The sequence below is a fragment of the Nocardioidaceae bacterium SCSIO 66511 genome, assembly GCA_023100825.1.
Taxonomy (GTDB): domain Bacteria; phylum Actinomycetota; class Actinomycetes; order Propionibacteriales; family Nocardioidaceae; genus Solicola.
The window spans coordinates 3,816,636-3,840,212 of sequence record CP095846.1 but is presented as its reverse complement, the minus strand read 5'-3'; the positions used below and the strand labels follow the sequence as shown (position 1 = coordinate 3,840,212).

The window sequence follows — 23,577 nt, the reverse complement described above, 5'->3', positions numbered from 1 at the left end:
GTCCGGTAGTGGCGCGGAATACCACGGGCCCATAGGAAACCCCGCCACTCACTAGCAAATTTGCTGGGTAGCGGCGGGGATTGCCATGGGCCCCTGGTATTTCACGCCGCCGCACGGGCCGGCGGCGCGGCGAATCAGCTCGCGGGTACGTCGCTCCCGCGTGCGACGACGGTGCCCTGGCCGGTCGCGCACAGCGTCTCGCCGTCGTCGTCGACCGCGACCACGTCGCAGCGGCAGACGACCTGCCGTCGGGTCGCGTGCACGACTGTGGCGTGTGCGCGCAGCTCACGCCCCTTGGCAGGCGCCAGGTAGTTGATCGTGAAGCCCCCGGTCAGAACGGCCGGGCCGAGTACCGTACCGGCGGCGAAGGTGACCGTGTTGTCGACGAGGTACGCCATCACGCCGCCGTGTACGAAGCCGAACTGCTGGCGCAGATCGTCGCGGATGTCGAGCGCCAACTCGGCGCGCCCGTCTCCGAACTTGACCATCCGGGCGCCGAGCAGTCGGCTGAACGGCTGCGCATCGAGTACGCCTTGTGCATCCTCGATCGAGAGTGATGTCGACATTGGACCTCCGTGTCCGATTCAGTACGCGACAGATGTCTGTGCGATCGGGTAGAACATTGCCATGACGACGCAAGGCGGTCCGGTCGCGAAGGGTGTCGGCAGCATCGAGCTGAACGGCATCAACCTCATCGACGAGACCGAGCGCAAGGGCACGCCGAGGAGCCTGTTCTGGCCGTGGTTCTCGGCCAACGTATCGGTCTTCGGCATCAGCTACGGCTCGTTCGTGCTCGGCTTCGGCATCTCATTCTGGCAGGCGGTCGCCGCGAGCCTGATCGGCATCGTGTTCTCCTTCCTGCTCTGCGGTCTGGTCGCGCTGGCCGGCAAACGCGGCTCGGTGCCGACGATGGTCGCGAGCCGGGCGACGTTCGGCGTACGCGGCAATGCGCTGCCGTCGCTGTTGTCGTGGATCCTCACTGTCGGCTGGGAGACCGTGCTCACCGCGTTGGCGACACTCGCCACCGCCACCGTCTTCGACGAGCTGGGTTGGGGGAGCGGCGACGGCATCAAAGTCGCAGCACTTGTTGTCGTCACCGTGCTGATCGTCGGCGCCGGCATCCTCGGCTTCGACACGATCATGCGGTTGTCGGCGTACATCACCGTCATCGGCGCGTTGCTCACCGTCGTCTACATGGTGCTGGTCGCCGATCACATCTCCTGGTCGACGGTGAGCGACCTGCCCTCCGGCTCGACCGAGTCGTTCATCGGCGGGCTGACCCTGATGATGACCGGTCTCGGGCTCGGCTGGGTGAACATGGCCGCCGACTACTCGCGCTACCTGCCACGCGACTCCTCCAGTGCGGGCGTCGTCGGCTGGACGACGTTCGGCGCCGCGCTCGCCCCCGTCGTGCTGGTGATCTTCGGTCTGCTGCTCGCGGGCTCGTCGCCCGACCTGCAGGGCGCCATCGGCGTCGACCCGATCGGAGCGCTGGCCGCCCTGTTGCCGACGTGGTTCCTGGTGCCGTTCGTCATCGTCGCCGTGCTCGGGCTGGTCGGCGGGGCCGCGCTCGACATCTACTCGTCCGGGCTCGCGCTGTTGAGCCTCGGCCTGCCCGCCCCGCGCTGGGTCGCCGCCGGAATCGACGGCGTGATCATGTTCGTCGGCACCATCCTGATCGTGTTCGTCGCCGACGACTTCTTCGGGCCGTTCCAGGGCTTCCTGATCACCCTCGGCGTACCCATCGCCGCGTGGTGTGGCGTGTTGGTCGCCGACATCGCGATGCGCCGCCGCGACTACGCCGAGGCCGAACTGTTCGACCCGGCAGGTCGCTACCGCGCCGTCAACTGGGTCTCGGTCGGGCTCGTGGTCGTCGGCACCGCGATCGGCTGGGGCCTCGTCACCAACACCTCCGCCGACTGGCTCGACTGGCAGGGTTACCTGCTCGAGCCGCTCTCCTTCTCCGGCGGCAAGACCGGCACCTGGGCGTACGCAAACATCGGTGTGCTTGTCGCGTTGGTCATCGGTTTCGTCGGCTCCCTGCTGCTCAACCGGGCGGCTGTACGCCGCGAGGAGTCGCGATGATGGTCGGCTCCGACGATTCCTGGCTCGTCGTGGTCGACATGCAGCGCATCTTCGGCGATCCCGACAGCCAGTGGGCGACGCCCGGTTTTGACGAGATCGTGCCCGGCATTCGTACGCTCACCGAGCAGTTCGGCGAGCGGGTCGTCTTCACTCGGTTCATCGCTCCGGAGCAACCCGAGGGCGCTTGGGTCGACTACTACGAGCAGTGGCCGTTCGCGATGCAGCCCGCCGATGCGCCGGCGTACCAAATCGTCGATGCGCTCGACGTACGCGGGCGTCCGGTCGTCTCGCGCACGACGTTCGGCAAATGGGGAGCGGAGCTCCAGCGCGCGACCGGCGGGAGTCGCAACCTCGTCGTCACCGGCGTCTCGACGGAGTGCTGCGTGCTCACCACGGTGCTGGCCGCCGCCGACGACGGCGTGCACGTGACGGTCGTCCGCGATGCCGTCGCCGGCCCGACGCCGGAGCTGCGCGATGCCACGCTCGCCGTCATGGAGACGTACGGGCCGCTGATCGAGGTGCGTTCGCAGTTCGGGTAAGTGGTGTTCTGCCTCGCGGCGGAGACGTTCTCTCACTGCGTTCGCTTGAGGTTACGAGAACATCCCCGCCGCGAGGCAGAACACCCGGTGCTACTCAGAGCTCGGTACCTAGATCCAGCGCTTGAACCAGATCAGCTGATTCCAATGGTCGAGCCCGATGATCTGGTACGCGAGGATCGGGTAGAAGTACGCGAACGCCGCAACTGTGATCGCGACGTACGTGCCGATCGCGACAGCGCCCCAACGCCGTCGTGCCGGCGACGCGTTGGGCGAACCGAACATCACTCCCATGACCAACGTGATCGCGATGATCGTGAACGGCAGGATCGCCACGGTGTAGAAGGAGAAGATCGGCCGGTCGTTGTATTGGAACCACGGCAGCCAGGTCGCCGCGACTCCAAGCACCGGCACCGCGAACCGCCAGTCGCGGCGCACGATCCACTGCCAGGCCGCAGCGATCAGCGCGACCACGCCGACCCACCAGATCGCGGGGTTGCCGAGCCCGAGCACCTGTCGTACGCAGCCGCTCGAGTCGCAGCCCGCGGCGCCGGCGGGCAGGTCTGTTTGTGTGGCCATGCTCACCGGCCGGTTGAGCAGCAACCATCCTTGCGGGTCCGACTGGTACGGATGGGTTTTGCCCGCGAGGTAGTCGCCGGTGTGGAAGCTGTAGACGAGCTGGTGGTAGTGCCACAACGAGCGCAGCGCCTGCCACGCCTCGCCGAGGAAGCCGGACGGCTTCTCGTCGACGTACGAACCCCAAGACGGGTTGTCGTTGAATCCGTGCCCGAACTGCGCCTCGTACGCGTCGTGGTGGATGAGCCAGCCGGTCCAGGTGGCCAGGTAGACAACGAGCGCGACGACGACGATGGAGACGAACGCGGGTATGCCGTCGACGAGCGCCGATCTGAGCCAGGCCATGCGTACGCCGATGGCGCGTCGGGCTCCGACATCCCATAGATAGGTGAGGATTCCGAACACCGCGATGACGTAGATCGCGCTCCACTTGGTGCCGCATGCCATGCCGAGGCAGACGCCGGCGCCGATTCGCCACGGTCTGAAGAGCAACGCGCGTACGGGCCCGAACCCGTCGATCACGGCCGTGACCCCGTGTGTCCGCGCCAGCCGGGCGCGGCCCCAGTCGCGATCTGCCACCAGGCAGGCGACGCCGCAGACGATCCAGAACGTGAGCAGCACGTCGAGGAGGGCGATCCGCGACATCACGAAATGCAGTCCGTCGAAGCACAGCAGCAGCCCGGCGACGCAACCCAGCGGTACGGATCCGGTGAGCCGGATGACCAGGCGAGCAAGCACCAGCACGGTGAGGGCGCCGATCACGGCGGCGGCGATCCGCCAGCCGAACGGCGTCATGCCGAAGAAGTGCTCTCCGGCCGCGAGGAGCCACTTGCCGCCGTCGGGGTGCACGATCTCGCTGGGGACGTCCTTGAAGATCCCGTCGAACCGGCCGTCGTTGATCCTGCCGTCGGCTTGGTCGGTGAAATCGCGTACGTACCCGTACTTCAGCAGTGAGTACGCATCCTTGGCGTAATAGGTCTCGTCGAACGTGATGTGCTTCGGCTCGCTGATCCGCCACACCCGGATGCCCAGTGCGAGCAGTGCGATCAGTGACGGCCACAGCCACGCGCCGTCGAGTCGTACGCGCCGGCGTACCGGCGTCAGTCGTTGCGCGATCGCCGGCAGCAGTGCGCCGCTGCGGTCGCGGCCGAGTCGGGTGACGCGAGGCGACGCGTCAGTGCGCATTGCCTCCGAGTCCGCCGTCACCCGCTCGATGCTAGCGGCCGTGACCCATCGCCACGCTGAGCATGACGTACGCGCGGCGTCACGCCGGCAGGTTGCACTCGAACGCCAGGCTCACGGCGGGTTCGTACGCGGGGCTGCGACGATGGTTTCGTGCTTGTGCTCGCCGCCACCCCGATCGGTCGACCCGACGATGCCTCTCCACGGTTGGTCGAAGCACTTCGTACGGCCGACGTGGTCGCTGCCGAAGACACCCGCAGGCTCCGGCGGCTCGCGGCGGATCTCGGAGTCGAGATCGGGGGCCGCGTCGTTTCGTACTTCGAGGGCAACGAGTCGACGCGCACCGAGGAACTGGTCGAGCTGTTGGGCGCCGGCGACACGGTCGTGGTCGTGACCGATGCCGGGATGCCGAGCGTTTCCGATCCCGGTTACCGCCTGGTGGCGGCCGCGATCGAACGAGACATCCGGGTCACGGCAGTGCCCGGTCCGTCGGCGGTTCTGACCGCGCTCGCGCTGTCCGGCCTGCCCGTCGACCGGTTCTCGTTCGAGGGGTTCGCGCCGCGCAAGGCGGGCGAGCGTACGCGCGCGTTCGCCGAGCTCGCCGCCGAGCGCCGCACGATGGTCTTCTTCGAGTCACCGCACCGCACGTCTGCGACGCTGCGGGCGATGGCCGATGCGTTCGGCGCCGAGCGCCGGGCGGCGGTGTGTCGCGAGTTGACCAAGACGTACGAGGAGGTGCGCCGCGCGGGCCTCGCCGAGCTGGCCGAATGGGCCGAGGAAGGTGTACGCGGAGAGGTGACGATCGTGGTCGAGGGCGCCGCGACGCGAGGTGTGCCCGCGATCGAGGACCTGGTCGCGATGGTCGCCGACCGGGAGTCGGCCGGGAGGTCGCGCCGAGACGCGATCGCCGAGGTGGTGGCCGAGACGGGCGTACGTAAGCGGGTGCTGTTCGACGCCGTTCACGTGGCCGGCGAGAACCCAAAACCTGGTACGAGCCGCTGACGCCCGGCACCTAGTGCCCTGCGTTTGAAGTACCTTGACGTCTTTCGCCGCCCAGGCGGCGCCCCGCGGCGTCCTCGTCGTCGGAAATAGGGCCGACTATGCCCGTCCTCCTCGTCCTTGCGGATGCATCCACCTGGACGACGCCTTCCGTAAATCCACTTCAAACGCAGGACACTAGGATGGTCCTCATGCCCGAGCAGACCACCGAGCCCGACTCCGCCGAGAAGGCGTTCTACGTCACGACGCCGATCTACTACGTCACGGCAGCGCCGTCGATCGGCAGCGCGTACACCACAGTCGCCGCCGACGTCATCGCCCGATGGCATCGTCAGCGCGGCGAGGCAGCGTGGTTCCTGACCGGCACCGACGAGCACGGGCAGAAGGTCATGCAGGCGGCGCAGGAGCACGACTCCGACCCGCGCGAGTGGACGACCCGTCTCGTCGAGAACGAGTGGAAGCCCGTCCTCGACGTCATCGACGCCAGCAACGACGACTTCATCCGCACCACCGACCAGCGCCACGTCGAGCGCGTGCAGAAGTTCTGGCAGCGGCTGTACGACGCCGGCGAGGTCTACCACGGCGAGTACGAAGGCCCGTACTGCGTGGCATGCGAGGAGTTCAAGCTCGACAGCGAACTGCTCGACGGCGACGACGGCGTGAAGCTGTGCCCGATCCACGAGCGCCCCGTCGACATCGTCTCGGAGTCGAACTACTTCTTCGCGCTGTCCAAGTACGCCGACCGGCTGCTCGAGCTGTACGAAAGCAATCCGACGTTCGTACAGCCGGAGAGCGCGCGCAACGAGGTCATCTCGTTCGTCAAACAGAACCTCACCGACCTGTCGATCTCTCGGTCGACGTTCGACTGGGGCATCAAGGTGCCGTGGGACGACAAGCAGGTGCTGTACGTCTGGATCGACGCGCTGCTCAACTACGTCACCGCGATCGGGTTCGGTGACGACGATGACAAGTTCGACCGCACGTGGCCGGCCGACGTACAGCTCGTGGGCCGCGACATCCTCCGCTTCCATGCGGTGATCTGGCCGGCGATGCTGATGGCCGCTGGTCTGCCCGTTCCCAAGCAGGTGTTCGCGCACGGCTGGCTGCTCGTCGGTGGGCAGAAGATGAGCAAGTCGAAGGCGACGGCCATCCACCCGACCGAGATCACCGACACGTTCGGCTCGGACGCCTACCGCTACTACTTCATGAAGACCATCGCGTTCGGGTCCGACGGCTCGTTCTCGTGGGAGCACATGAGTGCGGTGTACGGCGCGGAGCTCGCCAACGGGCTCGGCAACCTCGCGTCGCGGGTCAGCTCGATGGTCGGTCGCTACTTCGACGGCACGCTGCCGACGCCGGGGGAGCAGACGTCGGCAGAGCGTACCCTCGCCGACACCCTGTCCGAGGCGGCTGCGACGGCCGACGAGGCGATGGACCGCCTCGCGATCCATGAGGCCCTGCGCGCGGTCGAGGGTTTCGTCTCCGCGGTCAACGTGTACGTCACCGAGCAGGAGCCGTGGAAGGTCGCCAAGGACCCCGAGGCCCGCGAGCGGCTCGCGACGATTCTCTACACCGCGGCAGAGTCGCTGCGCGCGGTCGCGGTGTTGTATGCGCCGGTGATGCCGAAGACCTCCGCAGCGCTGTGGGACTCCCTCGGTGCGGCCGAGGAGCTGGGCGACCTCGCCTCCCAAGATGTACGCGAGGCGGGGCGTTGGGGCCAGCTCGCGGCGGGTGCGACGGTGACGAAGGGTGCACCGCTGTTCCCGCGCATCGAGGAGGCGGATGCCTGATGACGGACGCGCACAAGCGCCCGGCCGCGCCGGACCCGCTGCCCCACCCTGTCGTCGACAACCACTGCCATCTCGACATCGACGGCGGCGAGAGCGAGAGCCTGCCTGCAGGGGCCGCGCTGGAGGCGGCCGCAGCGGTCGGCGTACCCCGCATCGTGCAGATCGGCTGTGACCTGCACAGCGCACGGTGGACCCGCGACATCCTCGACGAGTACGAAGGTCTCATCGGCGGAGTCGCGCTGCATCCGAACGAGACACCGCATCTGATGACGAGCGGCAAGCTCGACGAGGCGCTCGACGAGATCGAGTCGATCGCCACCTCGCACAGCCGCATTCGCGCGATCGGCGAGACCGGTCTCGACTACTACCGCACCGGCGAGCAGGGGCGTGCCGCGCAGCACGAGTCGTTCCGCGCGCACATCGAGCTGGCCAAGCGCCTCGACAAGACGCTTGTCATCCACGATCGCGACGCGCATGGCGACGTGCTCGAGGTGCTCGACGAGGTAGGGGCACCGGACCGTACGGTCATGCACTGCTTCTCCGGTGATGCGGAGTTCGCTCGCGCGTACCTCGACCGCGGTTGCTGGCTGTCGTTCTCGGGAGTCGTGACGTTCAAGAACGCCCCGAACGTACGCGATGCGCTCGCCGTCACCCCGATGGATCGCATCCTGGTCGAGACCGATGCTCCGTTCCTCACCCCGGCACCACACCGGGGCAAGCCGAACGCCTCGTACCTCTTGCCACACACCGTGCGCATGATGGCCGGCGCTCTCGACTGCGATCTCGAGGAGCTGTGTCGTGCGGTCGACGCCAACACCGAGGCCGCATACGGCGGCACCTGGGGCGGATGAGACGCCTGTGACGCAGGTGGCGCGTACGCCCGACGAGTGGCATACGACACGCGCCCCGAATTGGCGCTCGCGTGACCACTTCGTTATCGTCGGGGACTTGTTGGCTGGGAGCAGGGTCGGTTGAACCGTCCCGATGGGGGCTCTCGGGAAGTTCGACCCCTGGAGAACAGTGCGTAAGCGTCTGATCATCATCGGCGTCAACGTCGCAATTGTCTTCGCTCTCGTCGGCGGAACCGTCGCGTTCATCGCCTTCAACAAGACCGTCACCTTGTCGGTCGATGGCGAGGAGAAGCAGGTGCGTACGTTCGGCAACACCGTCGGCGACGTCCTCGAGTCCGAAGACATCGACCTGGCAGAGCACGACATCGTTGCGCCGAACGAAGACACTCAGATCGACGACGGCGCCGAGATCGCGGTCAAGTACGGCAGGTTGCTGAGCGTCGACATCGACGGCAAGGACCAGAAGTACTGGGTGACGGCGACAACGGTCGCCGACGCGCTCGATGAGCTCGACATCCGAGCCAAGGGCGCTGAGCTGAGCGGCGCGAGCCGCAGCAGCACGATCCCCCGCGAGGGTCTCGATTTCTCCATCGCACACCCGAAGACGATCCGGGTCGTTGCCGACGGCAAGACCAAACGGCTCGACACGACGGAGAGCACGGTCGCCGACGTCCTCGACGAGGCGAAGATCAAGGTCGACAAGAACGACGAGGTCAAGCCGAAGCCCCGCAAGGCCGTCGATGACGGAGACCGCGTGGTCGTGACGCGCATCAAGGTCAAGAAACGCACCGTCACCGACGAGATCGACTACGAGACCAAGGTCCGCAAGGACGACTCGATGTTCGAAGACGAGGAAGACGTCGTACGTGAGGGCGAGAGCGGTGCCCGAGAGACCACGTACCGTCTCGTTTTCGCCGATGGCGAACTGCGTGACCGGATCAAGTTGGACAGCGAGGTCACGAAGAAGCCGGTCAAACAGGTCGAGGTGCAGGGCACCAAGGAGCGGCCGGAGACCGACGGTGGCACTGACGGCGGCGACGACGGTGACACCGGTGGCGACGTCGGCTACGGCGTATGGGATCGGCTCGCCCAGTGTGAGTCCGGCGGTAACTGGTCGATCAACACCGGCAATGGCTACTACGGCGGCCTGCAGTTCAACCTCTCGACGTGGCAGGCCTATGGCGGCACGGGCTACCCGCATGAGAACAGCCGCGAGGAGCAGATCGCGGTCGCGATCAAGGTCCGCGACGCCAACGGCGGTACGTACGGCTCCTGGCCGGCGTGTGCCGCCTCGCTCGGCCTCCCGATGTGAGCACCCGCTGACTCGTCACACCTGCACGCCTGACTCGTCGGTCTCGATCTGCGGGATCGACGAGTCAGCGGTGCAAAGGTGAGGACTCAGCGTAGGGTGCGGTGAGTGTCCGAGCGCGATCCTGAGCCTGTGCCCGACGAGCCTGTGCCCGAACAGCCCGGCATGACCGAACAGCGCGACGTACGCCTGCTCGGCGCCGCCGACGTGCGTCGCCTCGCCGAGGACCTCGGCGTACGCCCGACCAAGCAGCGCGGACAGAACTTCGTCGTCGACGCCAACACGGTGCGCCGGATCGTACGTACCGCAGACCTGCGCGCCGACGACACCGTCGTCGAGGTCGGCCCCGGGCTCGGCTCGCTGACCCTCGCGCTGCTCGAGCGGGTCGAGCGAGTGGTGGCCGTCGAGATCGACGAGGTACTCGCCGCCGCGTTGCCGACGACTGTGGCCGAGTACGCCCCGCAGGACCGGCAGCGCCTCGACGTAGTGCACGCCGACGCCATGCGCGTCACCGACCTACCCGCAGAGCCCAGCGCTCTGGTCGCGAACCTTCCGTACAACGTGTCCGTTCCGGTGCTGCTGCACCTCCTCGGCGCGTTCCCGACGCTTCGGCACGGTCTCGTCATGGTGCAGTCCGAGGTCGCAGCGAGGCTCAGCGCGCGTCCGGGCTCGAAGGTGTACGGCGTGCCGAGCGTCAAGGCCGCCTGGTACGCCGACGTACGCCCTGCGGGCAATGTGGCCCGCTCGGTGTTCTGGCCGGTGCCGAACGTCGACTCCGGTCTCGTCTCGATCGAGCGACGCGAACCCCCGGTGAGCGACGTGAGCCGCGACCAGGTGTTCGCCGTCGTCGACGCCGGGTTCGCCCAGCGGCGCAAGACGTTACGCGCTGCGCTCGCGGGCATTGCCGGCTCGCCGACCGATGCCGAGAACGCCTTGCGTGCCGCGCAGATCTCGCCCCAGGCGCGGGCGGAGTCGCTCGACGTGGCGCAGTTCGCGGCCGTCGCCCGGGCGCTCGCTTTGAACATGGCCTAGGTTGGTCTGCGTGAGGTCATCGACGGCGCGGGTGCCGGCCAAGATCAACCTGTCGTTGGGCGTCGGAAGCGTACGCCCCGACGGGTTTCACCCGTTGGCAACCGTTTACCAGGCCGTCGGCCTGTGCGACGAGGTACGCGCCACCGAGGTCTCCGACGACTCCGTGACCGTTCGCGTACACGCAGATGCCGACCATGCCGAGGAGCTCACCGACGTACCGGTCGGCATCGACAACATCGCCGTACGCGCAGCACTGTTGCTCCGCGAGTCGGCCGGTATCGACGACGGGGTGGCGCTGTCGATCCGCAAGTCGATCCCGGTGTCCGGCGGCATGGCCGGTGGTTCGGCCGACGCGGCCGGTGCGCTCATCGCGTGCGACGACCTGTGGGGCCTTCGTACGCCCAAGTCCGAGCTCGAGCGCATCGCGCGTGAGCTGGGCAGCGACGTGCCGTTCTGCCTCGCGGGCGGCAATGCGATGGGCAGCGGACACGGCGAGATCATCAGCCCGGTTCTGGCCCGCGGTTCGTACCAATGGGTGTTCGCGCTCGCCCACGAGGGCATGTCGACGGCCAAGGTGTACGCGGAGTTCGACCGGCTGAGCAACGGGTCCGAGGTCCCCGAACCCGAGGTCGACGATGCCCTGATGGCCGCTCTGCGCGCAGGCGACGCAGTGAGCCTCGGCGCCGCGCTGTCGAACGACCTCCAGGACGCCGCGATCTTCCTGCGCCCCGAGCTCGCCGAGACGCTCGCGATCGGCGAGGAGTGCGGTGCGCTCGGCGCCCAGCTGTCGGGCTCGGGCCCCACCGCGATGTTCCTGGCCCGTGACGAGCAGCATGCGATGGACATCGCCGTCGCGCTGGCGAGCGCGCAGGTGGCCGCTGACGTTGTGCAGGCAGTCGGACCGGTGGTGGGCGCACGCCTTGTCTAGTGTCCCGCCCAGCTTGATCAACCTGGAGCGCGTAGAGAAGGCGTACGGCGTCAGGCCGCTGCTGCACGGGGTCAGCCTCGGTGTCGCGGCCGGTCAGCGCATCGGCGTCGTAGGCCGCAATGGCAGCGGCAAGACCACGCTGCTGCGCGTGCTCGCGGGTCGCGAGCACCCCGACTCCGGACGCGTGTCGCATGCGAACGATCTGGTGATCGGCTATCTCGCCCAGCACGACGAGTTCGACGACACCCATTCCGTACGCGAGGCGGTGCTCGGCGGGCGCGCCGACCATGAGTGGGCGGCCGATCGTACGACCCGAGAGGTCGTCGAGGTGCTCCTCGCCGGGCTCCCGCTCGACCGCATGATCGAGGGACTGTCCGGTGGCGAACGCCGCCGCGCCTCGCTCGCCCGGCTGCTGCTCGAGCCGACCGACCTGCTGTTGCTCGACGAGCCGACCAACCATCTCGACATCGATGCGATCGCCTGGCTCGCCGGGCATCTGGCATCGCGTCGCGGTGCGCTGGTCGTCGTCACCCACGACCGGTGGTTCCTCGACGAGGTGTGCAGTGGCACGTGGGAGGTCCACGACGGTGCCGTCGACCAGTACGAAGGCGGGTATGCGGCGTTCGTACTCGCGAAAGCGGAGCGTCAGCGCCAGGCCGAGGCGCGCGACACCCGCCGGCGCAACCTGATGCGCAAGGAGCTCGCCTGGCTCCGGCGCGGACCGCCCGCACGTACCTCCAAACCTCAGTTCCGCATCGACGCCGCCAACGCGCTGATCGCCGACGAGCCCCCGCCGCGAGACCGACTCGAGCTGGAGCGCTTCGCGACGAACCGCCTCGGCAAGGACGTCGTCGACCTCGAGCACGTCGACCTGACGCTCGGCGGGCGTACGCTCCTCGACGACGTGACGTGGCGGCTCGGGCCCGGCGAACGGGTCGGGCTGGTTGGTCCGAACGGCATCGGCAAGAGCAGCGTGCTGCGCCTGGTCTCCGGCGATCTCGAGCCCGATGCCGGCCGGGTAAAACGCGGCCGCACGGTCGAAGTACGTTCGCTGTCGCAGACCCTCGGCGAGCTCGAGCCGGGCGTACGCGTACTCGACTCAGTGCGTGGTAACGAGCTGACGGCGTCGAGACTGCTCGAGTCGTTCGGCTTCACCGGCGACCTGCTCACGGCCCGCATCGGCGACCTGTCGGGCGGTGAGCGGCGGCGCCTACAGCTGCTGCGGCTACTGCTGGAAGAGCCGAACGTACTCCTGCTCGACGAGCCGACCAACGACCTCGACATCGAGACGCTGAACGTGCTCGAGGACTACCTCGACGGCTGGCCGGGCACGTTGGTCGTGGTGTCGCATGACCGCTACTTCCTCGATCGCGTCACCGACGTGGTCTATGCGGTACGCGCGGGCGGGCGGATCGAGATGCTCGTCCAGGGAATCTCGGGATACCACGCGGAGCAGAGGTTCCTCGGCGGCGTCGCGGGCGGCACCGAGGAACCACCGTCGCAAGACGAACCGACGACGAGTGGACCTTCGGCGGCGGAGGTACGCGAGGCCCGCAAGGCGATGTCGCGCATCGACCGGCAGCTGACCAAGCTCGCTACGCGTTCAGAAGAGCTGCATGAGCAGATGATCGAACAGGCGACGCAGTACGAGTGCCTGGCCCAGCTGCAAGAGGACCTCGCGCGCGTACAAACCGAGCGCGAGGCGCTCGAGGAGGAGTGGCTGGAAGCCGCCGAGATCGCCGGCGACTGACCGGCGCGTACGCCCCGCCGAGCGGTCAGGCGGCGTCGAACGGCGTGACGAGGGTACGAAGCAGCGCCGCGAGCTGTCGGGAGTCCTTGGCCGGCAGGGCCGACAGCAGTTCGCGTTCACGCCGTAGTAGCTCTTCGAGGGCGGCGTCGACGCGTTTGCGCCCGTCTGGGGTGAGGCGTACCTGGACACCGCGGCGGTCGGCCGGGTCAGGGAGCCGCTCGACGAGCCCGCGCTTCGCGAGCCGGTCGATGCGGTTGGTCATGGTGCCGCTGGTCACCAGGGTCTCGCGCAGCAGCCGGCCGGGGGAGAGCTGGTACGGCTCACCGGAGCGGCGCAGCGAGGACAGTACGTCGAACTCCCACGACTCCAGCTTCGAGTCGGCGAACGCTGCCCGCCGAGCCAGGTCGAGGTGCCGGGCCAGCCGAGAGACGCGGCTGAGTACGCCCATCGGCGACACGTCGAGATCGGGGCGCTCGCGTTGCCACGCCTCGATCAGCCGGTCCACCTCATCGCTCACCCGCTCAGCGTACCGGGTCAAGATTCTTGACATCGAGATTCTCCGTGCGGGTCACGGATGCGTGTTTCGGGATCGGTTACGCCTCGGTCGCTACCTAGTGGATCTGGGCGGCCCCGCTCGCAACGGTTCGAGGTCTGGGCGTAACCGATCGCTTCCTAGCGGATCTGGGCGGCCCCGTTCGCAACGTTTTGGGATCTGGGCGTAACCGATCGCAACCGGCGACAGATCTCTCGACATCGTGTATCTTGACATCAAGATATCTACGAGAGGTGGAACGATGCCCGAATGGAACCCGACGACGTACCTCGAGTACGCAGATGAGCGTGGCCGACCGTTCGTCGACCTGATCGCCCGCGTCACCACAGAGCCGCGCACGATCGTCGACCTCGGCTGCGGGCCCGGCCAACTCAGCGAGGTCCTTCGTACCCGTTGGCCGGATGCGGATCTCCTCGGCGTCGATTCCTCGCCCGAGATGATCGAACGCGCCCGCCGCGACGACGACGCGCCGCGCACGACGTACGAGCTCGGCGACATCGCCACCTGGAAGCCCGACGCACCGGTCGACCTGATCGCCTCGAACGCCGCGTTCCAATGGGTTCCTGAGCAGCTGGAGGTGATCCCGCGTCTGCGCGAGTACGTGACGCCTGGCGGCACGCTCGCGTTCCAGGTGCCCAACAACTTCGGCGAGCCGAGTCACGTGCTCCTGCGTGAGCTCGCGGCCGATCCGCGCTTCGCTTCCCACCTCGGGCACATCGCCGGCGCTCGCGGAGTCGAGCCCGCGACGTACCTCGACCTCCTCGCCGCCGACGGCTGGAAGCTCGATGTCTGGGAGACGACGTACTATCACCTACTCGAAGGCGAAGATCCCGTATTTGCTTGGATTTCAGGCACCGGGGCGCGGCCGTTCCTGCAAGCGCTGCCCGACGACCTGCGACCGCAGTTCGAGGCCGACTACCGAGCTGCGCTGCGCACCGCGTACCCGCAACAGGCGTACGGCACGGTGCTGCCATTCCAGCGCGTATTCGTCGTAGCCAGGAGGCAAGCATGATCCGCGAGGCTCAGATCCAAGATCTGCAAGGGATTCTGGCGCTGCTCGCCGAGGACGCGATCCGTGCCTTCGATGAGCCGGAGGCTCCGACGGAGCGGCAGCGCGCGGCGCTCGCCGAGTTGATCGCCGATCCTTCGCAGCAGCTCCTCGTCGACGAGCGCGATGGGGAGCTCGTCGCGACGGCGCAGGTGAGCTGGCTGAGGGTGCTCATCTACGACGGCGGTCTGCTCTGCCAGATCGAGTCCGTACGCACGGCATCGGCGCTGCGAGGTCAAGGCATCGGCAAGGCTCTGATGGAGCACGTCATCGACGAGGCCAGAGACCGTGGCTGTGCACGCGTCCAGCTGACGACCAATGCTCAACGCATTCGAGCACATACCTTCTATGAGCGTCTCGGATTCACGTCTTCGCACGTCGGCATGAAGTTGCAGCTGGTGTGAGGCGACCATGAAACTCCATCACGTACAGGTGTCCTGTCCGCCCGGCGGCGAGGACGCCGCGCGAGGCTTCTACGCCGATGCGCTCGGCCTGCAAGAGATCCCGAAGCCTCCGGTGCTCGCCGCACGCGGCGGCGTGTGGTTCGCCGCCGACGACTTCGAGTTGCACGTCGGCGTCGAGGCCGACTTCTCTCCGGCCCGCAAGGCGCATCCGGCGTTCGCCGTCGACGACGTCGATGCGTACGCGCGTAAGGTCGCTGCTGCGGGCTTCCCGGTCGCATGGGACGACGCGATTCCGGGCCTGCGCCGGTTCCACACCGCCGACGGCAACGGCAACCGTGTCGAGGTCCAGCAGGCGACGGAGACCCGCCCTATTCGTACTCCTTGAGGCTCGGGTCGTGCTCGAGCCCGGTGAGACCGTTCCAGGCGAGATTGACCAGATGCGCGGCGACGATCTCCTTGCTCGGTTGACGAGCGTCGAGCCACCACTGGCCGGTCGCCCCGACCATGCCGACGAGCATCTGCGCATACATCGGGGCGAGTGGGGTGTCGTACCCGTGCTCCTTGAACTCCTCGATGAGGATGTCTTCGACCCTGCTGACGACGTCGCCGATGATGGTGACGTACGTACCGGACGAGCCGACCGGCGAATCGCGGACGATGATGACGAATCCGTCAGGTGACGCCTCGATGTAGTCGAGCAGCGCCAAGGCCGCCTGCTGGAGTAGCTCGCGTGGGTGCCCAGGCTTCAACGCTGACTGCATCATCGTGAGCAGCGTTCGTACCTCTCGGTCGACGACGACGGCGTACACACCCTCCTTACCGCCGAAGTGCTCGTACACGATCGGCTTGGAGACGTCGGCACGTGCCGCGATTTCCTCGACTGTTGTGCCCTCGAAGCCGCGCTCGGCGAAGACAGCGCGTGAGATCGCGATCAGCTGCTCGCGCCTCGCTGCGGAGGTCATCCGGGTGCGCCTTGCCCGGCGTTCGGGCTGATGGCTCTCGGCGGCCGGTTCCGGTTGGCTGGAGTCGGCTGGCGTGGTCATGCCCGGCATTCTCCCAACGTCAAACCCGCTTGGCATCGAGGCGCGACGGGACCGGCCAACGTACGTCGTGCACCCAGCCGAGCTTCTCGAACAGCCAGATCGTGCGCGCGGAGATGTCGAGCTGTGCGCGGAGTACGCCGTGGCGCGCGCAGGTGGGGTCGGCGTGGTGCAGGTTGTGCCAGGACTCGCCCATCGACGGGATGGCGAGCCACCACACGTTGCCGGAGCGATCGCGCGTACGGAAGGGGCTCTCGCCGATCGTGTGGCAGATCGAGTTGATCGACCACGTGACGTGGTGCAGCAGGAAGATGCGTACGAGGGTGCCCCAGAAGAAGGCGGTCAGTGCGCCCTCCCACGACCAAGTGAGGAGCCCGCCGGCGACGGGTGCCGCAAGCAGCGAAACCACCACGAGCACAGGGAATGCGCGTCCGATTCGCACGATGTCCTTGTCTTTGAGCAGGTCCGGCGCGTATTGGCGCTGCGGCGTCTGGTCGGCGTTGAACATCCAACCCAGATGTGCGTACGCGAAGCCTTTCGAGAGCGCGCCGATCGACTCGCCGTACCGCCACGGCGAATGCGGATCGCCGTCGCGGTCGGAGAACTTGTGGTGCTTGCGGTGGTCGGCGACCCAGCGCGTGACCGGACCCTCGATCGCCATGCTGCCGGCGATCGCCAGGGCGATCTTGACGCCGCGGTTCGGTTTGAAGGACCGATGCGTGAACAGGCGGTGGAAGCCGACCGTGACGCCGAGACACGTCACGACGTACAGCACCATCGCGATGACCACGTCGGTCCAGCCGAGCCAGCCGCCCCAGGCCACCGGGACTGCGGCGAGCGTGGCGGCGAACGGCACGACCACGAAGATGCCGAGCGCGAGTTGCTCCCGGCGGCTCGGAGGTGCGCCGCTGACGCCGTGTGCTCCGATCTCCTTGGTGCCGCGTTCCTTCGACGACTCGCCGTCGGATCCGGTGGTCGGTGCTGTCATTGGGGGCCTTCCTCGGTTCTGGAGACACTGCTGCCACGCGTCGCCCGACCCCCTGCAACCTACGTGGGCGTAGGTTCCAGTGTGGGGGCTGCTCCGGCGCGGGGCAACCGCGCCGGGCGGGTACGAAGACCGACCCGGGTGCGGCGCGCACGTACGATTTCGTACGCTGGCGTGCACGATCCCCGGTTGGTCTGTCGGCAGGGCCCGCCGCACTTTGAATGCGGATAAAGCGACGTAGGTTCGACTCCTACCCGGGGAGCGGAAGTTCTACACCGGTCCGCACCGCAGTCAGGGAGATCCCATTGAGTGATGCACGTCCGGTCACCGTCATCGTTCTCGCCGCCGGCGCGGGTACGCGGATGAAATCTGCCAAGAGCAAGCTTCTGCATGAGATCTGCGGCCGTACGATGATCGGTCACGCGCTCGCCGCGGCGGGCGGTATCGATCCCGACCGCGTGATCGCGGTGACGGGGCATGACCGCGAGCAGGTCGAGGCGCACATCGCGCAGATCGCGCCGAAGGTCGTCACCACCGTCCAGGAGTCACAGAACGGCACCGGCCACGCCGTACGATGCGGGCTGACCGCCATGCCCGACCCGACCGCGGGCACCGTTGTCGTCACGTACGGCGACGTGCCGCTGCTCGATGCCGACACGCTGCGCGCGCTCGTCGACGACCACCACGACTCCGGCCGCCAGGTGAGCGTGTTGACCGCCTCGGTCGACGATCCCACCGGGTACGGCCGCATCGTGCGTGACTCGCACGGCGCGGTCGCGCGGATCGTCGAGCAGAAGGACGCCAGCGAGACCGAGCTCCGGATCCGCGAGATCAACAGCGGGATCTTCGCGTTCGACGCCGCGTACCTTCTCGACGCGCTCGACCGCGTCGGCACCGACAACGCACAGGGCGAGGTCTACCTCACCGACGTGGTCGGCATTGCGCGCGGCGACGGCCGCGACGTCGGCGCGTACGAGCTCGACGATCACTGGCAGACCGAAGGCGTCAACGACCGTCTGCAGCTTGCGACGCTCGGTGCGGAGCTCAACCGTCGTACGCTCCGGCGCTGGATGCTCGACGGCGTGACCGTTGTCGACCCGACCTCGACCTGGGTCGATGTGACGGTCGAGCTCGAACGCGATGTGACGCTGCTGCCGGGCGTACAGCTCCACGGAGCTTCGCGGGTCGCTACGGGCGCGACGATCGGGCCCGATACGACGCTGACCGACGTGACGGTCGGCGAGCGTGCGCACGTCGTACGCACGCACGGGTACGAGGCGCAGATCGGCGCCGACACCTCGGTCGGCCCGTTCGCGTACCTGCGGCCGGGTACATCGCTCGGTGACCACGCGAAGATCGGTACGTACGTCGAGACGAAGCAGGCAACGATCGGCGAGGGCGCGAAGGTGCCGCATCTGAGCTACGTCGGTGATGCCGAGATCGGTGACCACGCGAACATCGGCGCGGGCACGATCTTCGCCAACTACGACGGTATGAACAAGCACCGTACGAAGGTCGGCCGACACTGCAAGACCGGTTCCAACAACGTGTTCGTCGCGCCCGTGGCGATCGGCGACGGGGCAGCCACGGGCGGCGGCACCACCGTGCGCGAGGATGTGCCGCCCGGTGCACTCGCGGTCTCCGCCGGGCAACAGCGCAACATCGAAGGATGGGTGTTCAAGCGCCGCGGGGGCACGCCTGCGGCCGATGCCGCAGGAGCCGCCGCAGCGGACGAGCCCGACGTCGTGCACACTGATAGAGCAGCGACCAGCGACGAGGAGTAGCACCCGTGGGCAGTCTCGAGCGGACGACCAAGAAGAACCTGATGGTGTTCGCCGGTCGGGCGCACCCAACACTGGCCAAGGAGGTCGCCAGACTCCTCGGCATCGGGCTCGTGCCGACCTCCCTGTACGACTTCGCGAACGGTGAGATCTACGTACGCTACGAGGAGTCGGTACGCGGCTGCGATGCCTTCGTGATCCAGAGCCATACGGCGCCGATCAACGAGGCGATCATGGAGCAGCTGATCATGGTCGATGCCCTGAAGCGCGCGTCGGCGAAGCGCATCACCGTGATCCAGCCGTTCTACGGGTACGCCCGCCAGGACAAGAAGCACCGCGGCCGCGAGCCGATTTCGGCACGGCTGATGGCGGATATGTTCAAGGTCGCCGGCGCCGACCGGCTGATGACGGTCGACCTCCACACCGCGCAGATCCAGGGCTACTTCGACGGACCGGTCGACCATCTGCTGGCGATGCCGATCCTCGCCGGACACGTCGAGGAGAAGTACGGCAACGAGCCGCTCGCCGTCGTCTCGCCCGATGCCGGCCGGATCAAGGTCGCCGAGGCGTGGTCCGAGCGGCTCGGCGGTGCGCCGCTGGCGTTCATCCACAAGACCCGCGATATCGACCGGCCGAACGAGACTCGCGCCAACCGCGTCGTCGGCGAGGTCGAGGGCAGGGTGTGCGTACTCGTCGACGACCTGATCGACACCGGCGGCACGATCGTGCAGGCGGCCGAGGCCCTCAAGGCCGACGGCGCCGCCGAGGTCGTCATCGCGGCGACGCATGCGGTGTTCTCCGGTCCGGCAGTGGACCGGCTGAAGAACAGCAGCGTCCGTGAGGTCGTCGTGACGAACACGCTGCCGATCGCGGACGAGTGCCGCTTCGACAAGCTGACCGAGCTGTCGATCGCGCCGTTGCTCTCGCGCGCCGTACGCGAGGTGTTCGAGGACGGCTCGGTGACGAGCCTGTTCAACGGCCGCGCCTGACGAACCTGGTCGGGTTTCTGCTCTACCCTTTCGACTACTCGCCTGCCCGACTCGGCTCCGCGGTCGGCTTTCCCGCCTACTCCGGCGTGGCAAAGACGCGGCGACGCGCGGAGGCGGCTTGTCGGTTCGGTTGCTTGGCGGCTTTCCCAGCACCTTGATATGCGATCGGGGTAACGTTCGGTTTCGGTGTCACACTCGTACCGGCGGTCATGGGCGTACCAACGAGCACGGTGAGCAGTCACTTTGCACGGTGTCCCTGCCATGCAGAGTGGAGTTTCACCATGTTTACCTGGTGAACGACCGCCACTAACCCCGCAAAAGCCGACTGGAACGGGAAAGCCGGCAAGCAACCCGATGTCGTAGCTGCGGCTCCCGCGTCGCCGCGTCTTTGCATCAGCTGAGGAAGCGGGGGAGCCGACAGCGAGCCGGAATCAGGCAGGCGGGTAGTCGCACCGTAGAAACGGAAAGCCGACAGCGGCGACCAACCGGGCAGGTGGGTAGTCGCCCGGTAGAACGCGAGGGAAGCCGGCAGCGCCGCTGCGCCGACGCAGACCGCAGTCCCGCCCCGATTAGCGTGTGTGAGCGCTACGGGATAGACTTCTTCGGTTGCCTCGGCGAGGGTTGGTGCCCGCGCGTCAACCGTGATCGACGTGGCGCTCGCATCCGCGTGCGCCTCATCGCGCCGCCGGGCAGCGCCAGACTTACGACAATCGCACCGCGTACCTGCATCGAGGAGAGACGTCCCCGTGTCCGAGATCAAGATCCACGCCGAGTCGCGCACCGAGTTCGGCAAGGGTGCGGCGCGCCGTATCCGTCGCGCCGACAGGGTCCCCGCCGTTCTGTACGGCCACGGCACTGATCCGGTGCACATCAGCCTGCCCGGTCACGACCTGATGATGGCGCTGAAGAACTCCAACGCCCTGCTGTCGATCGACATCGGCGGCGACAACCACCTCGCGATTCCCAAGCAGGTCCAGCGCGACCCGATCAAGGGCTTCATCGAGCACGCCGACCTGCTGATCGTCCGCCGCGGCGAGAAGGTCGTCGTCGAGGTCCCGGTCTACGTGACCGGCGAGGTCATCAGCGGTTCGCTGGTCGTGACCGAGATGAACGAAGTCTCCGTCGAGGCCGAGGCGACCCACCTGCCCGAGTCGATCGAGGTCTCCGTCGAGGGTCTCGACGCGGGCGCTCAGATCTTCGCCTCCGAGCTCACGCTGCCGAGCGGTGTCGAGCTGCAGGTCGACCCGGAGCAGCTCGTCGTCCACGTCATCGCCGAGCGCACCGAGGCCCAGGTCGAGGCTGAGCTCGCTGAGGCCGAGGAAGAGGTCGGCATCGAGCACGACGAGCCCGAGGTCGTCGACGAGAAGCCTGCCGACGAGGACGCCGAGTAGCAGCACAGTGTCCGATGCCTGGCTGATCGTCGGGTTGGGCAATCCCGGGCCCAAGTACGCGCCGACGCGACACAATGTCGGCTATCTCGTCGTCGACGAGTTGGTCGATCGGGTCGGCGGGTCCCTGCGCTCGCACAAGTCCGGACGCGCCGAGGTCGCCGAGGTTCGCCTCGGCGGCATCCCGGGCGTACGCGCGGTGTTGATGCGTGCCCGTGCGTACATGAACGAGTCCGGTGGCCCCGTCTCGTCGATCGCGAAGTTCTACGAGATTCCGGCCGAGCGGGTCATCGCAATCCATGACGAGCTCGATATCGACTTCGGTCGGCTACGCGTCAAGTACGCCGGAGGCGACAACGGGCACAACGGGCTGCGCTCGATGCGCCAGTCCCTTGGCACCGGCGACTTCTTCCGGGTGCGGTTCGGCATCGGGCGTCCGCCCGGTCGACAGCCGGCCGCCGACTTCGTGCTCCGTCCGTTCGCGGGAGAGGAGCGCAAGACGCTCCCGCTCGAGGTCGACCGCGCCGCGGATGCAGCGGAATCCCTTATTCTGCGTGGTCTTGCGGATACCCAGAGTGAGTTCAACGGCTGAATCTGGACACACCGCGCACTTTTCTGTGGGATCGGTGAACGCATGCCCGTGCGACATGCTTGAATCGTTCGGTCGCTCCTGATCCGGTCGAACGACAGCGGACCTCGGGAAGCGCACCACCGTCCCAATCGGCAGATGCAGTGAAGGCTCATGAGCGAGACTCATGTGCACTCCGCGCGCCACGTCGCGCCGGAAGTGCCCTCGACATCAATCCGAAATGGCACAGCTTCCCCGATCCGACGCAGAGTGTTCGGTGCGCTACTCAACGTTCCGATCGCAGGCGCCGGTGCCGCCATCGTCGCCGCGGGCGCTGCCTTCGCGGCCGGCGTCGAAGTCCGATCCGCCAGTACTGTGGGGCTTCTCGTCCTCGTGGCGATCGTCTTGTCACATGCGCGGATCCCTGTCTCAGAGCGAAAGTACTCGTGGCAGCCCGTAAACGACGTACTCCTCGCCGGAGGAATTGCGATCGTCGTCTCCGCACTGATCGGCGCGTACCCGATCGGGCAGCTGCGTGGTTTCGCGGCGGCCGTTGCTGGCGCCGCCGTCGTGCTCGCTCTCTTCGCTGCCGGTCGACGTTCGATGCACGGGCGGCAGTCGGTGTTGCTCGTCGGCGACCGTCTCGCCGTCTCGCAGTGCATAGAGCACTGGGCGGACAACGCCGACGTCGACGTGAGCGGCGTGTGCCTGGTCGAGCCACCCGATGACGCAAGCGACTGGCCCACCCGCGTGCTCGGCGTACCGGTGCTCGGCACGATCGACGATGCAGCGAAGATCATCGAGCTCGCACGTATCGACGAGGTGATCGTGGCGCCGGGCCCGCTCGTGACCGCCTACGACGTACGCCGGCTCAGTTGGGCCTTGGAGGGTACGCGGGTACGCGTGGGAGTCACGGCGGAGGTTCACGGCGCGGCACCACATCGAATCCGCCCGCGACTGCTCGGTCGACGTGTCGTACTCGCAGTGGCGCCGAGCATGCGGCCACGGTTGCAGCGGTTGGTGAAGGCGATGATCGACCGCGTGGGCGGCTCGTTGCTGCTGATCGCGTTCTCGCCGTTGATCGCGTTGCTCGCATTGGCCGTACGTCTCGACTCTCGCGGACCCGCGTTCTTCCGTCAGGAGCGTGCAGGCCTCGGCGGCGAGCCCTTCACGATGTACAAGCTGCGCACCATGTGCGTCGACGCAGAGTCATTGCTCGCCGACCTGATGGCCCAGAACGAAGGCGCCGGCCCGTTGTTCAAGATGGCCCGGGACCCACGGGTGACCAGGATCGGCAGTTTCCTGCGCAAGACCTCGCTCGACGAGCTGCCGCAGCTGATCAACGTGGTCAAGGGTGAGATGTCTCTGGTCGGTCCGCGGCCGAGCCTGCCGACCGAGGTCGCGAGCTACGACGAGTGGGTCGCACGCCGTCTTGCGGTGAAGCCGGGTATGACCGGTCTGTGGCAGGTGAGCGGACGATCGAGCCTTAGCTGGAACGACTCCGTCGGCCTCGATCTCGGGTACGTCGACAACTGGACGCCCGGCGGTGATCTCGCGATCGCCGCACGTACGTTCAAGGCCGTGATCCAGCGTGATGGCGCGTCGTGAGCGGGGTCGCGCGGGGGAGCCCGGGCGCGCATCCGATCAGCCGCGTCCGGCCAACGAGAGTCCGGGCATCTCAGTCGTTTCGCGGCATTCGGAAGACGAAAGTCCATACACTGACGGCGGTCGACCGATCGCCTTGGGAGCGAAGGAGAGTCGGGGGTTGCAGGACGTCCAGTAT

Annotated in this window: 21 protein-coding genes, 1 tRNA gene and 2 pseudogenes; 19 read left to right on the top strand and 5 right to left on the bottom strand. The window is 67.4% G+C overall.

The window, feature by feature from the left end; translation table 11 throughout:
• Window positions 1-134: 134 nt before the first annotated feature.
• Window positions 135-566 carry a PaaI family thioesterase gene (locus tag MU582_18220; GenBank protein UPK74351.1) on the bottom strand — a complete coding sequence of 144 codons (432 nt, stop codon included), beginning with the start codon at window positions 564-566 and terminating at the stop codon, window positions 135-137.
• A 61-nt stretch (window positions 567-627) separates the two neighbouring features.
• Here MU582_18220 and MU582_18215 point away from each other — a divergent pair, with 61 nt between their 5' ends.
• Both MU582_18215 and MU582_18210 read left to right on the top strand, forming a co-directional pair.
• Window positions 628-2,085, top strand: coding sequence for a cytosine permease (locus MU582_18215; protein UPK74350.1), 1,458 nt, complete (start codon window positions 628-630; stop codon window positions 2,083-2,085).
• The gene (locus tag MU582_18210) at window positions 2,082-2,624 is read left to right on the top strand and encodes a cysteine hydrolase (protein UPK74349.1); all 543 of its coding nucleotides are present in this window, start codon (window positions 2,082-2,084) and stop codon (window positions 2,622-2,624) included. Before MU582_18215 ends, MU582_18210 begins: the two co-directional genes overlap by 4 nt.
• A 108-nt stretch (window positions 2,625-2,732) precedes the next feature.
• Here the strand turns inward: MU582_18210 and MU582_18205 are convergent, their stop codons facing one another.
• Window positions 2,733-4,403, bottom strand: a complete 1,671-nt coding sequence (locus tag MU582_18205) for a phospholipid carrier-dependent glycosyltransferase (GenBank protein UPK74348.1) — start codon at window positions 4,401-4,403, stop codon at window positions 2,733-2,735.
• Window positions 4,404-4,532: 129 nt separating this feature from the next.
• Between MU582_18205 and rsmI the strand changes: the two genes are divergently transcribed.
• The 8 genes and pseudogenes from rsmI to MU582_18165 all read left to right on the top strand — a co-directional run bounded on the left by rsmI (window position 4,533) and on the right by MU582_18165 (window position 13,038).
• A complete protein-coding gene (rsmI, locus tag MU582_18200; GenBank protein UPK74347.1) occupies window positions 4,533-5,381 on the top strand; it encodes a 16S rRNA (cytidine(1402)-2'-O)-methyltransferase in 849 nt (282 codons plus the stop codon).
• Window positions 5,382-5,569: 188 nt separating this feature from the next.
• Complete coding sequence (gene metG / locus MU582_18195) at window positions 5,570-7,168, top strand: methionine--tRNA ligase (GenBank protein UPK74346.1); 1,599 nt, start codon at window positions 5,570-5,572, stop codon at window positions 7,166-7,168.
• Entirely contained in the window at window positions 7,168-8,019 is an 852-nt protein-coding gene (locus MU582_18190) for a TatD family hydrolase (GenBank protein UPK74345.1), read from the top strand. Before metG ends, MU582_18190 begins: the two co-directional genes overlap by 1 nt.
• A gap of 133 nt (window positions 8,020-8,152) precedes the next feature.
• Window positions 8,153-8,959: pseudogene (locus tag MU582_18185) on the top strand (ubiquitin-like domain-containing protein).
• Between the two features lie 135 nt (window positions 8,960-9,094).
• A pseudogene (locus tag MU582_18180) lies at window positions 9,095-9,331 on the top strand (transglycosylase family protein).
• 162 nt (window positions 9,332-9,493) lie between these two features.
• Window positions 9,494-10,360: a 16S rRNA (adenine(1518)-N(6)/adenine(1519)-N(6))-dimethyltransferase RsmA gene (rsmA, locus tag MU582_18175; protein ID UPK77196.1), complete on the top strand. Its 867-nt coding sequence runs from the start codon at window positions 9,494-9,496 to the stop codon at window positions 10,358-10,360.
• A 10-nt stretch (window positions 10,361-10,370) separates the two neighbouring features.
• On the top strand, window positions 10,371-11,288 hold the full coding sequence (locus MU582_18170; protein UPK74344.1) for a 4-(cytidine 5'-diphospho)-2-C-methyl-D-erythritol kinase: 918 nt from the start codon (window positions 10,371-10,373) through the stop codon (window positions 11,286-11,288).
• Window positions 11,281-13,038, top strand: a complete 1,758-nt coding sequence (locus MU582_18165; protein UPK74343.1) for an ATP-binding cassette domain-containing protein — start codon at window positions 11,281-11,283, stop codon at window positions 13,036-13,038. Before MU582_18170 ends, MU582_18165 begins: the two co-directional genes overlap by 8 nt.
• A gap of 25 nt (window positions 13,039-13,063) precedes the next feature.
• On the opposite strand, the gene MU582_18160 is transcribed toward MU582_18165, so the two are convergent.
• Window positions 13,064-13,555, bottom strand: coding sequence for a MarR family transcriptional regulator (locus MU582_18160; protein UPK74342.1), 492 nt, complete (start codon window positions 13,553-13,555; stop codon window positions 13,064-13,066).
• 277 nt (window positions 13,556-13,832) lie between these two features.
• Between MU582_18160 and MU582_18155 the strand changes: the two genes are divergently transcribed.
• Genes MU582_18155 through MU582_18145 form a run of 3 tightly spaced genes read left to right on the top strand, consistent with a single transcriptional unit; the run spans window position 13,833 to window position 15,428 of the window.
• The gene (locus MU582_18155) at window positions 13,833-14,603 is read left to right on the top strand and encodes a methyltransferase domain-containing protein (GenBank protein ID UPK74341.1); all 771 of its coding nucleotides are present in this window, start codon (window positions 13,833-13,835) and stop codon (window positions 14,601-14,603) included.
• Entirely contained in the window at window positions 14,600-15,043 is a 444-nt protein-coding gene (locus tag MU582_18150) for a GNAT family N-acetyltransferase (GenBank protein UPK74340.1), read from the top strand. The genes MU582_18155 and MU582_18150 overlap by 4 nt, the downstream gene beginning before the upstream one ends.
• 7 nt (window positions 15,044-15,050) lie before the next feature.
• The gene (locus MU582_18145) at window positions 15,051-15,428 is read left to right on the top strand and encodes a glyoxalase (GenBank protein UPK74339.1); all 378 of its coding nucleotides are present in this window, start codon (window positions 15,051-15,053) and stop codon (window positions 15,426-15,428) included.
• Here MU582_18145 and MU582_18140 read toward each other — a convergent pair.
• Both MU582_18140 and MU582_18135 read right to left on the bottom strand, forming a co-directional pair.
• A complete protein-coding gene (locus tag MU582_18140; protein UPK74338.1) occupies window positions 15,412-16,086 on the bottom strand; it encodes a TetR/AcrR family transcriptional regulator in 675 nt (224 codons plus the stop codon). The genes MU582_18145 and MU582_18140 overlap by 17 nt on opposite strands.
• Before the next feature lie 19 nt (window positions 16,087-16,105).
• The gene (locus MU582_18135; protein ID UPK74337.1) at window positions 16,106-17,071 is read right to left on the bottom strand and encodes an acyl-CoA desaturase; all 966 of its coding nucleotides are present in this window, start codon (window positions 17,069-17,071) and stop codon (window positions 16,106-16,108) included.
• A 179-nt stretch (window positions 17,072-17,250) separates the two neighbouring features.
• Here MU582_18135 and MU582_18130 point away from each other — a divergent pair.
• The 6 genes from MU582_18130 to MU582_18105 all read left to right on the top strand — a co-directional run bounded on the left by MU582_18130 (window position 17,251) and on the right by MU582_18105 (window position 23,402).
• A tRNA-Gln gene (locus MU582_18130) sits at window positions 17,251-17,330 on the top strand.
• 43 nt (window positions 17,331-17,373) lie between these two features.
• The gene (gene glmU, locus MU582_18125; GenBank protein UPK74336.1) at window positions 17,374-18,852 is read left to right on the top strand and encodes a bifunctional UDP-N-acetylglucosamine diphosphorylase/glucosamine-1-phosphate N-acetyltransferase GlmU; all 1,479 of its coding nucleotides are present in this window, start codon (window positions 17,374-17,376) and stop codon (window positions 18,850-18,852) included.
• A gap of 41 nt (window positions 18,853-18,893) precedes the next feature.
• The gene (locus tag MU582_18120; GenBank protein ID UPK77195.1) at window positions 18,894-19,838 is read left to right on the top strand and encodes a ribose-phosphate diphosphokinase; all 945 of its coding nucleotides are present in this window, start codon (window positions 18,894-18,896) and stop codon (window positions 19,836-19,838) included.
• Between the two features lie 746 nt (window positions 19,839-20,584).
• Entirely contained in the window at window positions 20,585-21,229 is a 645-nt protein-coding gene (locus MU582_18115; protein UPK74335.1) for a 50S ribosomal protein L25/general stress protein Ctc, read from the top strand.
• A 7-nt stretch (window positions 21,230-21,236) separates the two neighbouring features.
• Window positions 21,237-21,818 (top strand): aminoacyl-tRNA hydrolase, encoded by a 582-nt coding sequence (gene pth / locus MU582_18110; GenBank protein ID UPK74334.1) that lies wholly within the window; start codon window positions 21,237-21,239, stop codon window positions 21,816-21,818.
• Between the two features lie 150 nt (window positions 21,819-21,968).
• Window positions 21,969-23,402, top strand: a complete 1,434-nt coding sequence (locus tag MU582_18105) for a sugar transferase (GenBank protein UPK74333.1) — start codon at window positions 21,969-21,971, stop codon at window positions 23,400-23,402.
• The last annotated feature ends 175 nt before the right edge of the window (window positions 23,403-23,577 follow it).